Source organism: Bartonella sp. CR84HXZ, from assembly GCF_042194535.1.
In the GTDB taxonomy this organism is placed as follows: domain Bacteria; phylum Pseudomonadota; class Alphaproteobacteria; order Rhizobiales; family Rhizobiaceae; genus Bartonella; species Bartonella grahamii.
The window spans coordinates 37,865-53,231 of the sequence record NZ_JBHIMY010000008.1; the positions used below are offsets into that span (position 1 = coordinate 37,865).

12 protein-coding genes are annotated in these 15,367 nt (G+C 36.2%); 5 read left to right on the plus strand and 7 right to left on the minus strand.

From position 1 onward, the window contains the following. Nucleotides 1-10 precede the first annotated feature (10 nt). The 7 genes from ACFIKD_RS05250 to gltX all read right to left on the minus strand — a co-directional run bounded on the left by ACFIKD_RS05250 (nt 11) and on the right by gltX (nt 8,086). Complete coding sequence (locus ACFIKD_RS05250) at nt 11-784, minus strand: amino acid ABC transporter ATP-binding protein (protein ID WP_375636280.1); 774 nt, start codon at nt 782-784, stop codon at nt 11-13. A 78-nt stretch (nt 785-862) separates the two neighbouring features. Next, the gene (locus ACFIKD_RS05255) at nt 863-1,570 is read right to left on the minus strand and encodes an ABC transporter permease (RefSeq protein WP_375636281.1); all 708 of its coding nucleotides are present in this window, start codon (nt 1,568-1,570) and stop codon (nt 863-865) included. Continuing rightward, a complete protein-coding gene (locus tag ACFIKD_RS05260) occupies nt 1,567-2,289 on the minus strand; it encodes an ABC transporter permease (RefSeq protein ID WP_375647399.1) in 723 nt (240 codons plus the stop codon). The genes ACFIKD_RS05255 and ACFIKD_RS05260 overlap by 4 nt, the downstream gene beginning before the upstream one ends. A gap of 79 nt (nt 2,290-2,368) precedes the next feature. Beyond that, nucleotides 2,369-3,121, minus strand: coding sequence for a transporter substrate-binding domain-containing protein (locus ACFIKD_RS05265; RefSeq protein WP_012755056.1), 753 nt, complete (start codon nt 3,119-3,121; stop codon nt 2,369-2,371). Nucleotides 3,122-3,614: 493 nt separating this feature from the next. Beyond that, nucleotides 3,615-4,367 carry a transporter substrate-binding domain-containing protein gene (locus ACFIKD_RS05270; RefSeq protein WP_375647400.1) on the minus strand — a complete coding sequence of 251 codons (753 nt, stop codon included), beginning with the start codon at nt 4,365-4,367 and terminating at the stop codon, nt 3,615-3,617. Nucleotides 4,368-5,096: 729 nt separating this feature from the next. Continuing rightward, a complete protein-coding gene (gene gltA / locus ACFIKD_RS05275) occupies nt 5,097-6,392 on the minus strand; it encodes a citrate synthase (RefSeq protein WP_375636285.1) in 1,296 nt (431 codons plus the stop codon). A gap of 263 nt (nt 6,393-6,655) precedes the next feature. Further along, complete coding sequence (gene gltX, locus ACFIKD_RS05280) at nt 6,656-8,086, minus strand: glutamate--tRNA ligase (RefSeq protein WP_375636287.1); 1,431 nt, start codon at nt 8,084-8,086, stop codon at nt 6,656-6,658. 112 nt (nt 8,087-8,198) lie between these two features. Between gltX and ACFIKD_RS05285 the strand changes: the two genes are divergently transcribed. The 5 genes from ACFIKD_RS05285 (at nt 8,199) to ACFIKD_RS05305 (ending at nt 15,362) form a co-directional block, all read left to right on the plus strand. Beyond that, nucleotides 8,199-10,463 carry a ComEC/Rec2 family competence protein gene (locus tag ACFIKD_RS05285; RefSeq protein WP_375647401.1) on the plus strand — a complete coding sequence of 755 codons (2,265 nt, stop codon included), beginning with the start codon at nt 8,199-8,201 and terminating at the stop codon, nt 10,461-10,463. Between the two features lie 470 nt (nt 10,464-10,933). Next, the gene (gene rpiA, locus ACFIKD_RS05290) at nt 10,934-11,638 is read left to right on the plus strand and encodes a ribose-5-phosphate isomerase RpiA (RefSeq protein WP_375636290.1); all 705 of its coding nucleotides are present in this window, start codon (nt 10,934-10,936) and stop codon (nt 11,636-11,638) included. Nucleotides 11,639-11,749: 111 nt separating this feature from the next. Continuing rightward, a complete protein-coding gene (locus ACFIKD_RS05295; RefSeq protein ID WP_375647403.1) occupies nt 11,750-12,319 on the plus strand; it encodes a DUF2059 domain-containing protein in 570 nt (189 codons plus the stop codon). Nucleotides 12,320-12,522: 203 nt separating this feature from the next. Then, entirely contained in the window at nt 12,523-13,914 is a 1,392-nt protein-coding gene (gene gor / locus ACFIKD_RS05300) for a glutathione-disulfide reductase (protein WP_375647404.1), read from the plus strand. A gap of 68 nt (nt 13,915-13,982) precedes the next feature. Then, the gene (locus ACFIKD_RS05305; protein ID WP_375636296.1) at nt 13,983-15,362 is read left to right on the plus strand and encodes a class II 3-deoxy-7-phosphoheptulonate synthase; all 1,380 of its coding nucleotides are present in this window, start codon (nt 13,983-13,985) and stop codon (nt 15,360-15,362) included. The last annotated feature ends 5 nt before the right edge of the window (nt 15,363-15,367 follow it).

Here is a 15,367-nt window from a genome sequence, read left to right on the forward strand (position 1 = left end):
ATGTTAATGATTAATATTTAATTTTAGCAAGAAAATTACAAGCACGTTGGCTTTTAGGATTAGTAAAAAATTCTTCAGAGGCTGTATCTTCAACAATTTTTCCATTTTCTAGAAAGAGTATTCTTTCTGAGACTTTACGTGCGAAGCCCATTTCATGGGTAACACAAAGCATTGCGATCCCTGTATCGGCCAATCGAGCCATCACGTCTAAAACTTCTCCCACACTTTCTGGATCAAGAGCAGAGGTTGGTTCATCAAAAAGCATGACTTCAGGTTCCATACAAAGTGCACGGGCAATTGCAACACGTTGCTGTTGCCCACCAGAAAGTTGTAAAGGATATTTTTCACAGTGTTTTTCAATACCAACATGCGTTAAGTAGCGAATTGCCCGTTCTTGTGCTTGTTGTTTGGAAAGTCCTTGAACTGTCATAGGTGCTAAAATACAATTTTGTATAACGCTCATGTGGGGAAATAAATTAAAGTTCTGAAAGACCATTCCTATCTTACGAAGAACATTTTTTTGCTGTTGTATAGGAGCGGTATGGATATCAACATTATGGATACAGATTGAACCCTTTTGTGCTTGTTCTAATTGATTAATACAACGGATTAACGTTGATTTTCCTGATCCCGATGGTCCACAAATAACGATATGTTCACCAGCTTGAACATTAAAGTTGATATCATGTAGGACCTGAAAGTTTCCATACCATTTATTTAGATTTCGAATAGAGATCACAGGGTTTTTACAGGGAGAGATCGATTTATTATTTTTCAAATTCATCTTATTTTATTCTTTCATTGATGAATAACTTGATTAATTCAACATTTTTGTTTGTAAAGTTTTTTATGATCATTTTATTTACCGTAAATATCGAGTGAGGCGCTGTTCGATAAAAACAATAAAACGATGAATGAGTTCAACGATAAAGAGATAGATAAGAGCAGCCCAAACGTAAACTTGAAAATCGAAAGTCCGTGAATAAGTGAGTTTAGCAACCCCCATTAAATCATAAACAGTAATAAGTGAGGCAAGAGCACTGGATTTAATCATTAAAGTCAACTCATTTCCTAGGGGGCGTAATGCTACAATCATTGCTTGTGGAAGAATAACTCTAAAAAATGTGACAGAGTTGCTTAGACCTAAAGCTTTTGATGCTTCACGTTGCCCAGTTGTTACGGATAGAAAACTTCCTTTAAAGATCTCAGATTGATAGGCAGCAGAATTGAGAGTAAAAATAAAAAGACAACAATACCACGCGTTTTTAAAAAACCACCACAAACCAACCTGCTGCCAGAAGTCATTCATTGAACCAAGTCCATAATAAAAAAGGAAGAGTTGAACTAATAAAGGAGAGCCACGGAAAAAATAGACATAAGCATTTGCACAATACTGTAAAAATGTATTTTTTGATAAACGTGCAAAAGCGATAAGCATACCAAGAAAAAAACCAAGAGAACAAGAAATAGAAACAAGCTCAACAGTAACAATAAAGCCATTAATAAATTTTGGTCCATAATGGCTTAAAAGATCAGGATTGAAAAGGAAATAAAGCCACTCAGGAATCATTGACGTAGCACCTTTTTATCGCCTATTTGAGTGTATGTTTCCAAATGGCGTAAGATTGCAGTAAAAACCGCTGAAAATAACAAATAGAGTAAGCATGCTACAAGATAAAATAGCATGGGTTTATTGGTAGCAGCGACAGCTAAGTTCGTTTGTCGCATGAGGTCAACAAGTGCGATGGTTGAAACAAGGGATGTATCTTTCAGTAAAGTAAGCCAATTATTAGAAAGTCCTGGCAAGGCATTTCGGATGAGCTGAGGGAAGACAATACGAAAAAATGTGGTTGACCGTGAAAGGCCTAAAGCTTTAGCCGCTTCATATTGGCCTTTATCAAAAATATTAAATGCTCCAAGCCAAACTTCACAAGAAAAAGCTGCAAGAACCATACTAAGCGCAAGAACACCAGCAACAAAAGCATTGATACTGAACATGATTTCAAAATTAAAATAGTCCAAGACATTTTGAATAAGGCTTTGTAACCCGTAGTAAACTAAAAACAAAGTTAAAAGCTCTGGTAGTCCACGAAATACCGTTGAAAAGAGGCGTGCCATCGCTTTGGCCATCTTAATATTGGATCGAATCATCACTGCATTTAGAAGACCTAGAGGAAGTCCTAGAAGTCCACAACATAATGCCAATGACAATGTCATTCCTGCACTAGAAAGTATAACCGCTCCCCATCCACCATTGCTAAATGATAGCAATGCTAAATCTTCAATCATTCTTGTGTTCCTCATGAAAGAGTTAGATAATATTTTTTAGAAATAACTAGCGGGTTTTATTTAAACATCATATTGATATTTAATAGATATCACTTGTAAAATATTTTCTCATAATTTTCTCATAAGTTCCATCTAAACGGATTTCTTTTAGCGCCTTATTGAACTTATTTTTAAGATCATTATTATTTTGACGCAGTGCAATTGCAACAGGAAATTTTGTTTCTTCTAGAGTTCCTAGGAGGAGACAGCAATCTTTTCCTTCATTTTTAAGCCAATTTAATGCTTGTAATTTATCAACAATAATCACATCAAGTCGATGATTTAAAAGGTCACGATTCACTTCTATTGTGGAAGGGTAGAGTTTAATTTTCACCTCTTCAGAAGCATAATGATCTTCTGCATAGAAAGCTTGTGTTGTATTTGATTGTACACCAAGATTTTTACCTCTAAAGTCTTGTGTTGAGATTTCTTTAATTCCCGAAGCTTTGGTAACAATAACAGCCAGTGCTGTATCGTAGTAAGGATCTGTGAAGTCAATTTTTTGTAAGCGCTCTTGTGTAAGAGAGAGGGAGGCAATGATAGCATCATATTTTTTTGCAATAAGTCCAGGAATCATTCCCTCGAAGTCTTGTGTGACAACAGTACACTCAACATTCATTTTTTTACAAAGTGCATAAGATATATCAATATCAAGTCCCTGCAATTTATTATTTGAGTCAATATAACTAAAGGGAGGGTAGGTGCCTTCACTCGCAATTTTTAATGTTTTCGCATCAGCCAATTGGGTGAATAGTGCGGCGCTTATTATAAGAGCTCCTGCTAATAGTTTCATGATGTTCTCCTATTGGATAAGCGGGCAAATATGAAATCACTATGTTTTTATAATCTGTAAGCTTTTTGGGAGCAATTCAAAAATTTATTGATGTTTATTTTAGATCATTATGTTGGACATTATTATCAAAAAAATTATCTTTTTTATTGATAAAAAAAGAATAAATATCTTATTGCTTGTATGATAGGTTAATTTTCACGAAATGATAGATTTGAATCATTTCATGAGTAAAAACTAAGGATTTTTCTTGAAAGTAAGGCTATTCAATTTGAACATAAAGAAAAAATTAGATTTTGATACGATAAAAATACAACCTTATTGTTGTCATTATATTCTATAAAATGTTTAGATATCGAGGAACAATTAAAAACTATTTTGATAAATGTAAATTTTCTTATAAAACTGCCGAATTTCCAATTATCTTTGCATGTCCAATAAAGAGTTAAAAAATACTCCTTAAATATAAAAACTGAATTTTAATTCATAGTGATATCTAATCGATACTGAAAGTAAAATATTTTTTCATAATTTTTTCATAGGTTCCATCGGCGCGGATTTCTTCTATTGCTTTATTAAAACTGTTTTTAAGATCGTTATTATTTTGACGGAGTGCAATTGCAACAGGAAATTTTGTTTCTTCTAGAGTTCCTAGGAGGATACAGCAATCTTTTCCTTCATTTTCAAGCCAATTTAATGCTTTTAATTTATCAAAGATAATGATATCAAGCCGATGGCTTAAAAGATCACGATTAGCTTCTATTGCTGTAGGATAAAGTTTGATATTCACTCTTTCAGAGGCATAATGATCTTCCGCATATGCAGCTTGTGTTGTATTCGATTGTACTCCAAGATTTTTACCTCTAAAGTTTTGTGTTGAGATTTCTTTAATTCCCGAATTTTTGGTAACGATAACAGCGAGTACAGTATTGTAGTAAGGATCTGTAAAATCAATTTTTTGTAAGCGCTCTTTTGTAGGAGAAAGGGAAGAAACGATAGCATCGTATTTTTTGGCAAGAAGACCAGGAATCATCCCCTCGAAGTCTTGTGTGACAATAGTACATTCAACATTCATTTTTTTACAAAGCGCATAAGATATATCAATATCAAACCCTTGAAGTTCGTTATTTGAGTCAATATAACTAAATGGCGGATAAGAGGCATCGCTTGCAATTTTCAGCGTTTGAGAATTGGCCGATAGGGTAAACAGTGTTGCGCTTATTATAAGAGCTCCTGCTAATAATTTCATTATGTTCTCCTATTAGATAAGCTGGCAAATATGAAACCATCATGCATTTTTATAATCTGTAAGCTCTTTTGGAGCAATGTAAAAAATTTATCTGGGTTCATTTTGCTATCATTATGCTGGATATCATTATCAAAAAAAATGATTTATTCTTATTAAGTATGGGGATAAAAAATATAGGAAAGAAGTACACCTCTTGTTGATTATATGATGATTTTTAATAATTTTATTTAAAAATCAATAAGTTATATTTAAAAGGAAAACTATTAACTTAAATACAAAGAAAATTTCAGCTCTGAACAGGATAAAATGTAAAGTATTTTTATTCTAATCTACTTGAAAAGGGATAAGAATTTTTTGGCATTTTAAAGAAGCACTTAATGTAAGCCTTTTGCAATTTTATCTGGAGAAGATAGAAAGTAAAATTCTGACATTGCTAGATTTTAATATGTAATAAGGTTTTTAAACATGAGGGAATGACAGGGAATACACTTCCATTAAAGATAATGGGAATTATAAGGTAAAATTTTCAATTTCTTTTTGCTAAATGTTTGGCTAATTTGCAGAAGAGTATTCTCAATTTAAAACTTAGAATTTTTTAGTAAATTTTTATGATGATGTTACCTCTGTAGAAAGAGTTTTAAAATCACGTTTTATAAAAATTCTTAAAGGATATTTTTGGATTATTCTCAATAAAGCTTCAGTAAACTGAAGCTTTATTGATTTCTTTTTTTAATTTGCACGTTCATCTATAGGAACATAGTCACGCATAGCATGGCCTGTGTAGAGTTGTCGAGGACGACCAATTTTTTGTGCAGGGTCCTCAATCATTTCTTTCCATTGTGCTACCCACCCGACACTGCGCGCCAATGCAAAAAGAACAGTAAACATTTCAGTTGGAAAACCTAGAGCTTTTAATGTAATGCCGGAATAGAAATCAACATTGGGATAAAGCTTTTTCTCAATAAAATATTCATCACTTAAGGCAATTTTTTCAAGTTCTATTGCAATATCAAGAAGCGGGTCATCTTGAATGTTGAGTTCTTTTAAAACTTCATGACAGGTTTTTTGCATGATTTTTGCACGTGGGTCATAATTTTTATAGACACGGTGCCCAAAGCCCATAAGGCGGAAAGGATCATTTTTATCTTTTGCACGTGCAATAAATTCAGGAATTCTTTCAATAGAACCTATTTCTTGTAGCATTTTTAAACATGCTTCATTGGCACCACCATGTGCTGGTCCCCAAAGGCATGCAACACCTGCTGCAATACAGGCAAACGGATTAGCACCCGAGGATCCAGCAAGACGTACCGTAGATGTAGAAGCATTTTGTTCATGATCTGCATGAAGGATAAAGATTTGATCCATCGCCCGAGCAAGCACAGGGTTTGTTTTATATTCTTCACAAGGAACAGCAAAGCACATACGGAGGAAATTTGCAGCATAACTAAGATCATTACGTGGATAAACAAATGCTTGTCCGATACTGTATTTATAGGCCATAGCAGCAAGCGTTGGAACTTTTGAGATAAGACGAACAGAAGCAATCATTCTCTGGTGAGGATCTGTAATATCAATAGAGTCGTGATAGAACGCAGACATAGCGCCAAGGCAGGCAACCATGACGGCCATAGGATGAGAATCACGGCGGAAGCCATGGAAGAAGCGTGCAAACTGTTCGTGTACCATGGTATGCTGCATAATACATCGATCAAATTCATTTTTTTCTTGCTGTGTTGGGAGTTCACCATAAAGTAAAAGATAACAACTTTCGAGAAAGTCTCCTTTTTCAGCTAATTGATCAATAGGATAACCACGATAAAGCAATATGCCTTTATCACCGTCGATATAAGTAATTTTTGATTCACAAGAAGCTGTTGAAGTAAAACCAGGATCATAAGTAAAAATATCGGCTTTTTTGTAGAGAGAAGCAATTTCAATGACTTCAGGTCCACTCGTGCCTTTACGCAAGGGAAGCTCTACTTTTTTATCATTCACAATAATATATGCGTTATTCTCAGACATTCGGTATTCCTTTCAGATCCTTCACTGCTAAAAATTAAGACTCTGCTTCATCAGAGTGGGGGATGTATAACTGAAGCTTTTCTTACTTATATTTAATGGTAGATTGCCTCTAAAAGTGAGTACATGCAATCTAAAAATATTTCCTTATTGATCATTATTACTCAATAAAAAATGTATTTCAATGATATAACATAAAAAACTCTTCTAGGGCGCGTTGAGATATCTGTATAGATCCCTATTTGAGGAAATATACTCAGTACACATTATGAGCATATTGTTGTGATAAGTTGGTCCTTGATGCGATGAAGGGATTCATCGCGTCCTAATAAAATAAGAACATCCAAAACACCTGGTGATGTTGCAGATCCTGTAAGAGCTGCGCGAAGTGGTTGGGCAATAGATCCAAATTTGAGATTCTGTGTTTGTACACAAGAGCGAAGTGTTTCATCTAGGTTTTTTGTATCCCAAGAGGGGCAAGCTTTCAGGGCAAGATAAAGATCATTTAAAATGGTTCGTCCATTTTTATCTAAGAGCATTTGTGCTTTTTCATCAAGTTGTAAAGGTCGTTGCGTAAAAATGAAGGAGGCATTGTCAATCAGTTCGCACAGTGTTTTTGAACGTTCTTTCAAATGTGGGATTGCTTTTAAAAATTGAACACGGCGTTTTTCATCAAGTCTTTCAATAATTTGTGCTCCCCTATCGGTTTCTGGTAGAATATTAAGAGCGGCATCAAAAAGTTCTTGATCATTACTCATGCGCATATAATGTCCGTTGATGGAATCGAGCTTTTTGAGATCAAAACGAGCAGCACCTTTGTTAATATCCTCAATGTCAAACCAAGAAATCATATCTTTAAGCGACATCAGTTCGTCATCACCATGACTCCAACCTAAACGGACAAGGTAATTGCGCAAAGCAGCAGGAAGATATCCCATTGTTCGGTAGGCATCAACACCGAGTGCACCATGCCGCTTTGATAATTTTGCACCGTTTTCACCATGGATAAGAGGAATGTGTGCCATAACAGGAATATCCCATCCCATTGCCTTAAAGATGATCATTTGTCGGGCAGCATTGGTAAGATGATCATCCCCACGTATAATATGTGTGATGCCCATATCATGATCATCAACGACAACAGCATGCATATAAGTAGGCGAACCATCAGAACGCAAAATAATAAAGTCATCGAGATCTTTATTAGGAAAACGAACATCACCTTGAACACGATCATGTACAATCGTTTCTCCTTCTTCAGGGGCTTTGATGCGAATAACAGGCTTAACACCTTTAGGAGCTTCAGAACGATCACGGTCCCGCCAACGTCCATCATAACGTGGTGGGCGCCCTTCTGCACGGGCTTTTTCACGCATTTCAGCTAACTCCTCAGGTGAAGCATAACAATAATATGCTTTGCCGTCTTTGACCAACTGTTCGGCGATTTGTCGGTGACGTTCAGCACGTTCAAATTGCGAAATAGGGGTGCCATCATAACTAAGCCCCATCCAGTGTAAGCCATCTATAATAGCTTTTACAGCTGCTTCTGTTGAGCGCTCTCGGTCTGTATCTTCAATTCGTAAAAGCATTTTTCCACCGGTATGTTTTGCATAAAGCCAATTAAAAAGAGCAGTACGAGCGCCACCAATATGAAGGAAGCCAGTGGGTGAAGGGGCAAAACGAGTAATAACAGACACGAAATATTTTCCTTTAAACTGAGATATTACTTATAGAACTTTATAGAAAAATCATGTTAGCATAGGTGATGGGGTGTGCAATAGCCATATTGCGAGTTAAAGTGGGGGGCGGATGTTTTATCAAAGTAAAGTTAAAGAGGGTTTATCCGAAAAATCTGTTACAGAAAGAAAAAAGCCATGTCAAATAGGGCAGAGTATTTTTTCTAGATATGATGATGCAAAGAACGGCAGTTATAACCAACAAAAACTTTTTTTATTGACACTCTCAAAAGAAGTAATCATTCGTTTTCGCAAATGGCTAGAAGATTGTATCAATAAAGAAGTTTCTTTTGGTATCCTTTTTTCGCTGATTTTAATCTTTTTTGCTCTAGGAATCATTTTTTATTTTCATTTAGAGTGGGAGCCAAGTTGGGGACAATTGGGGGCGTTGGTCAGTATTTTTCTGGGAATATTCTATGTTGCACGTTTTTATCGAAAAATATGGATTCCCGTGGGATTTTTGTTTTGTATTATATTGGGTGTTTTGGCGGCAAAAATAGAAACGTGGCGTATTGCAACACCCATGTTAAGCAGTGACATCGTCACCACATTGACGGGAAGAATTGTTTCTATTGAGTTAGGCACCAAAGGGGGATTTCGTTTAGTTTTGGATGTTTTGAGTACAGAAAAGCCCATATTATGCCATAGTCTTCATCGTATTCGTTTATCGGCAAGATATTTGCCATCTGGCTTAGCAATTGGTGATGGACTATATGGGAAAGTTAAGATTCGTGCATTTTCTGGGCCAGTGCGTCCAGGAGGCTACGACTTTAGTTTTCATAATTATTTTAAAAGAATTGGGGCACAAGGCGTTTATTTAGGAAAACCAAGAAAAATATCGGTTTCGCAGCCTGATGGAATATTCGCTATCATTCTACAGAAAATTGAAAATTTACGCACGAAGATGACACAAAGAATCCGTATAGCCCTTGAAGGAGAAAAGGGGAGTGTTGCTGCTGCTCTTATAACAGGGCAGCGTGCTGGCATTTCAAATGAGACAAATGAAGCATTACGTACGGCTGGATTAGCCCATATTTTATCAATATCCGGTTTACATATGGCGTTGTTAAGCGGCATAGTTCTTTTGAGTATCCGTAGTTTTTTAGCATTTTTTCCAGTTTTTTCTTCCTATTATTCCAGTAAAAAATTTGCTGCTATCGTTGCGTTTATGATAACAGCTTTTTATTTGTTATTGTCGGGCTTAGCAATATCAGCGCAAAGAAGTTTTGTGATGATTGCTGTTATGTTGGTTGCTATATTGTGTAATCGCTCTGCTATAACAATGCGTAATTTTTCTATTGCAGGGTTGATAACTCTGGCGATGACACCCCATGAAATATTAGGTCCTAGCTTTCAAATGTCCTTTTCTGCGACTGCTGCTTTGATCGCTTTTTTTGATTGGTGGAGTGGAAGATCATTTTTTCGTAAAAGAAAAACAACACCCTCTTATGTTGGAGGAGGAGTGATAAATTTTGCTTTCTTATCGATGCTTTCAACATGTGCTTCTTCCCTTGTTGCAGGGAGTGCAAGTGGAATTTATGCTGCGTATCATTTTTCTAATACGGCATCTTTGAGCATTATCAGTAATGCTTTTGCTTTGCCTGTCATTTCAATTTTCGTCATTCCTTTTGGATTAATTGCAGTCCTCGCAATGTTAGGAGGATTCGAATGGCTCCCCCTTCAAATTATGGGGTTTGGTGTTGATCTTGTGATAAAGATTGCGCATGTTATCAAGGCTATTTCTCCTGGTTTGAATCCTGGTTTTATGCCGTTATCTGCGTTGGTTTTATTGAGTATAGGCTTGGTTGGACTGACTTTTTGCAAAACACTCATCCGGCTCTTTTTTAGTTTGTTTATTTTGGCTGGTATTTCTATTTGCGTAATGCATTCACCTGTACAACTGATTATAGCAGATAATATGCGTCTCGTGGGCGTTATCCATGATAAAAAATTATATATTGATCGTTACCATATTTCTAAGTTCACGACATCCATATGGAAAAAGTCATTTCGTGTGAATGAAACGATTAAACCAACAAAATATGGTCCTTCGTTGCACGGACAATTTATTTGTGATTATCATGTATGTACGTCATTATTAGAGAATGGATTAAAAGTGGTTGTTTTACAGAGAGAAATAGATCAATGTGTAGAGGCAGATATTCTCATTCATACATTTGTAATGCGTAATCCAACATGTTATAAGAAGGCAAAAATAATATTTACGCCTCAACAATTGTTATCACGAGGAAGCGTTATGATGACCAAAGGTGGAGATATTATTTGGTCTTCGCTAGGGTTTCATAGACCATGGAATATGCACAGACAGCATTCATAAAAAATATAATCTATCATATTTTGCTTCACATTTGGATAATGACAAAACAAAAAATAATAGAAGACTCTTCTGATAAAATTTTGCGGTATTTAAATTAGTAAGTTTATCAAAGTTATTGAAAAGAGATAATAATCTACAGTTTTCTAGAAATAGATGATTTTTATATCTGATCATTTTAAATTTTTCAAAAAAATTGATATGTGCATCCTATTGATAGCACAAGATAAATCAAAAATTCTTATTGAATGAGAAAAATGCTAACAAATTTTCTCAAAGAAATAAAAAAGATAATTGTTGATTATTCTATTTTATTCTTATCATATATTTCTATAACGAGTAACATCTCTTCAAGCAAAAGATGATGGTAAATTTAAATAGATTGCGTCAAGAGGTTATCTTTTATTATCATTATTATCGGTGGTAATAGGGGTGATAAATGCTGCTTATACGGATAAAAGGCAAAGTCATTCATGGATGTTCAGCAGTTAAAAAAAATGGCAGCTATTAAAGCGCTTGAATTTATTGAAGATGATATGCGGCTTGGTATTGGATCTGGTTCGACAGTCAATGAATTTATTCGTCTTCTTGGTGGGCGTGTTGCGGATGGTTTGCGAGTGACTGGTGTTGCTACTTCACGATATTCTGAACAACTCTGTCGTAAGTTTGGAGTGCCTGTTAGCACTTTAGAACAAATACCTGAACTGGATCTTGATATTGACGGAGCAGATGAAATTGGTCCTGAGATGATGCTCATTAAAGGTGGAGGGGGAGCATTGTTGTATGAAAAAATTGTAGCATCGGCATCTCGTGCAATGCTTGTCATTGCTGATGAAACAAAGGTGGTAAAACGACTTGGTGCTTTTGCACTACCAATTGAAGTTAATCCATTTGGTATCCATACAACATGCAGAGCCATCGAAAAAGTCGCTGAGGATTTAGGGCTTTCTGGAGAAATTGCATTGCGAATGAATGGAAAAAATCCTTTTGAAACAGATGGTGGCCATTTTATTCTTGATGCATTTTGGGGCTGCATTTTGCAACCAAAACCATTATCGGATGCACTTCTTGCCATTCCTGGTGTTGTTGAGCATGGCCTTTTTTTGGGATTGGCTTCACGTGCAATTGTAGCTATGGCTGATGGTCAAACAAAAATTTTAGAATCTTTTGATTTTTAGAGAAGACAGTTTCATGACGATATGTTAGCACAATACAATAAATCAAAGAGTATTGAAATTTTGAATAAATAACGCATTTGAATTATAATTAATTATCGGGGTAATCATTAAATGAAAACAATATTTTCTTTTCAGCGTTTTGTCGTATATTTAGGTGTAGTTGCAGTTTTTATTGTGAATATTGGAATGGCTTATGCACAAGGTGTGAGCGATCAACATTTAGCTTCAGCTAGAAAGGCTATAAGTGCCATTCACGCAACGGATCAGTTTGATAGTTTTTTACCAAATGCGGTAGATGATCTTAAAACTGCACTGATGAGGGATGATCCAAATTTGGCAGAGGCTATTTCTGATATTGTTGATAAGCAGGCGCTTGCTTTAATTAAAAGGCGCTCTGATCTAGAAAAAGAGATTGCTCATGTATATGCAAAATATTTTACTCAAAAAGAGCTTGATGCAATAACAGCATTCTACAGTTCTGATACCGGTAAAAAGTTTTTGACAGAAGTTCCCAATATCGCACGTGATTCTTATTCAGCATTTGATGTATGGCGTTCTGCGCTTATGCGGGATCTTGTAGAAAATGTGAAAAAAGAGATGTCTGAAATACTTAATTTGAATAATTCTACTATGCCTACAAATATGCCTATAAAATCAGAATCTTCAGAAAATAAAAAATAGCTTGATTGATATCATGACAACCACTGGACAATTTCTGATTTTTTAAATAGCGGCGGTTTTCCCGCCGTTTTTAATATTTTAATGAGAGTAGGTCTTTTTAGAATACGGCTTTATAAAAAATGCTTCTTCAAAAGAAAAAAGACTTTCATTTGATAATAAATGATCTTAGCCTATTCTTGCAGATACATAAGAAGGAATAATTCGTGGGCTCTTTTGACTTTGATTTATTTGTTATTGGAAGTGGTTCTGGTGGAGTGCGTGCAGCACGGCTTGCTGGAGGACTCGGTAAGCGTGTTGCTATAGCAGAGGAATATCGGATAGGGGGCACTTGTGTTATTCGTGGCTGTGTTCCGAAAAAACTTTATGTTTATGCATCACAATATGTAAAAGAATTTAAGAAAAGTATTGGTTTTGGGTGGAAATATGCGGATCCAATTTTTAGTTGGGAAAAGTTGGTTGCAGCTAAAAATAAAGAAATATCAAGGTTAGAAGGGCTGTATCGTAAGGGATTAGAGAATAACAATGTGCATATTTATGAAAGTCGTGCTACTTTTGTAGATGATCACACATTAGAGCTTTCTGCCACGGGTGAGCGGGTAAGTGCAGAAAAAATTTTGATTGCAACAGGGGCAAAAGTTGCACCAAATACTTCCATAGAAGGCGGTGGATTTTGCCTCACTTCTAATGAGATTTTTGACCTTGATCAACTCCCAAAATCAATAGTCATTGTTGGTGGAGGGTATATTGGTGTTGAATTTGCTAATATTTTTCATGAATTAGGTGTAAAAACAACGCTGCTCCATCGTGGTGATTTAATCCTTCGTGGTTTTGATCATGATTTGCGGCAATTGCTCAGCGATGAAATGACTGAAAAAGGGATTTCTATTCTCTATGGCGCAACAATTTCTAAAGTGCAGGCTGCAGAAAATTGTTATGAAGTTATTTTATCAAATGGGCAAACGATTAGTGCCGATCAGATTATGTTGGCTACGGGGCGTGTACCAAATACAACGGGTTTAAGACTTGAGCGGGCAGGTGTTCAAGTGGATGAATTTGGTGCAGTTGTTGTTGATGAAAGAATGACAACGAATATACCCCATATTTGGGCTGTTGGTGATGTAACAGGTCATATTCAATTAACACCTGTTGCGATTCATGATGCAATGTGTTTCGTGAAGACTGCGTTTGAGAATATTCCCACGACACCTGATTATGATTTAATTACGACGGCAGTTTTTTCTCAGCCAGAGATTGGAACAGTTGGTCTTTCAGAAGAAGATGCGGTACGTCGTTATAAGCGTCTTGAAATTTATCGTACAGTTTTTCGTCCTATGCGTAATGTTTTTTCTGATAGTTCAGAGAAAATGCTTATGAAACTCATTGTTGATGGTGAAAGCCGTATTGTTGTGGGCGCTCATATTTTAGGGGAAAACGCTGGTGAGATGGCACAGCTTATTGGGATAGCTCTCAAAGGAAAGCTGACGAAGGATATCTTTGATGAAACGATGGCAGTGCATCCAACGATGGCAGAAGAATTGGTAACGATGTATAAACCAAGTTATATATATGAAAATGGGAAGAAAATAGAAAGTTAAACAGCATATATTGCGGTAAAAAGCTTTTGATATGCCAATCTGTAAGATTAATCTTTAGAGAGAGTGTAATGATAAAAGAATGGGCACCTGACTCTTGGAGAACAAGGCCAATTAAACAAGTTCCGACTTATCCGGATAAGTCTATGTTAGAAGATGTTGAACGAAAACTGAGAAGTTATCCTCCTTTAGTTTTTGCCGGTGAAGCACGTGATTTAAAAAATGAATTAGCAGCTGTTGCAAAAGGACAAGCTTTTTTATTGCAAGGTGGTGATTGTGCCGAAAGCTTTGCAGAACATGAAGCTGATAATATCCGTGATTTTTTTCGTGTATTTTTGCAAATGGCAATTGTTTTAACCTTTGGTAGTTCTAAACCGGTTGTTAAAATTGGTCGTATTGCTGGTCAATTTGCAAAGCCCCGCTCTTCTGATATCGAAAGCAAAGAGGGAGTTGAATTTCCTGCTTATCGGGGGGATATTATTAATGGCATTGAGTTTGAAGCCGATTCTCGTATTCCAGATCCGCAACGGATGTCTATGGCTTACCGCCAATCTGCGGCAACACTTAATCTATTGCGTGCTTTTTCACAAGGTGGCTATGCTAATTTAGAAAATGTACACACATGGATGTTGAGTTTTGTTTCTAACAGTCCGCAGGGGGAACGTTATGAATTATTGGCAGAGCGTATTTCTGAAGCAATTGATTTTATGCGTTCTATAGGGATTACATCCAAAACACATTCTTCATTGCGTGAAACATCTTTTTATACCAGTCATGAAGCACTTTTGCTTGGTTATGAAGAGGCTTTGACTCGGATTGATTCAACTTCAGGAAATTGGTATGCAACATCCGGTCATATGTTATGGATTGGTGACCGTACACGTCAGATTGACCATGCTCACGTTGAATATTGTCGCGGCGTTAAAAATCCTATAGGATTAAAATGTGGTCCTTCCATTGAGTCTGATGAGCTTTTAAAATTAATTGATATTTTAAATCCAGAAAACGAGCTGGGGCGGCTTACTCTCATTACGCGTTTTGGGTATGATAAAGTTGAAAGTTATCTGCCTAAACTCATCCGTGCCGTTGAACGTGAGAAGCGTGCGGTTATATGGTCATGTGATCCAATGCATGGCAATACGATTACTGCCAATGGTTATAAGACGCGTCCCTTTGATTATGTTTTAAAAGAAGTAGAGAATTTTTTTGCAGTACATCGTGGAGAGGGAACTTATCCAGGAGGTATCCATATTGAGATGACAGGTCGTGATGTTACTGAATGTACAGGAGGGGCGCATGCTATTTCTGTAGACGATTTATCTGATCGTTATCATACGCAATGTGATCCACGGTTAAATGCAGATCAAGCGTTAGAATTGGCTTTTCTTGTTGCTGAACTCCTTAAAAAAAATCGTGTGACTGATTCGTTAGGAGTTGCTGCTGGTGGGTAGGAAAA

Coding starts and splice junctions, on each gene's coding strand:
- rpiA (WP_375636290.1), top strand. CDS start 10,934: ATGGATGTTCAGCAGTTAAAAAAAATGGCAGCTATTAAAGCGCTTGAA.
- ACFIKD_RS05250 (WP_375636280.1), bottom strand. CDS start 784: ATGAATTTGAAAAATAATAAATCGATCTCTCCCTGTAAAAACCCTGTG.
- ACFIKD_RS05255 (WP_375636281.1), bottom strand. CDS start 1,570: ATGATTCCTGAGTGGCTTTATTTCCTTTTCAATCCTGATCTTTTAAGC.
- ACFIKD_RS05285 (WP_375647401.1), top strand. CDS start 8,199: ATGTTTTATCAAAGTAAAGTTAAAGAGGGTTTATCCGAAAAATCTGTT.
- ACFIKD_RS05305 (WP_375636296.1), top strand. CDS start 13,983: ATGATAAAAGAATGGGCACCTGACTCTTGGAGAACAAGGCCAATTAAA.
- ACFIKD_RS05265 (WP_012755056.1), bottom strand. CDS start 3,121: ATGAAACTATTAGCAGGAGCTCTTATAATAAGCGCCGCACTATTCACC.
- ACFIKD_RS05260 (WP_375647399.1), bottom strand. CDS start 2,289: ATGATTGAAGATTTAGCATTGCTATCATTTAGCAATGGTGGATGGGGA.
- ACFIKD_RS05270 (WP_375647400.1), bottom strand. CDS start 4,367: ATGAAATTATTAGCAGGAGCTCTTATAATAAGCGCAACACTGTTTACC.
- gltA (WP_375636285.1), bottom strand. CDS start 6,392: ATGTCTGAGAATAACGCATATATTATTGTGAATGATAAAAAAGTAGAG.
- ACFIKD_RS05295 (WP_375647403.1), top strand. CDS start 11,750: ATGAAAACAATATTTTCTTTTCAGCGTTTTGTCGTATATTTAGGTGTA.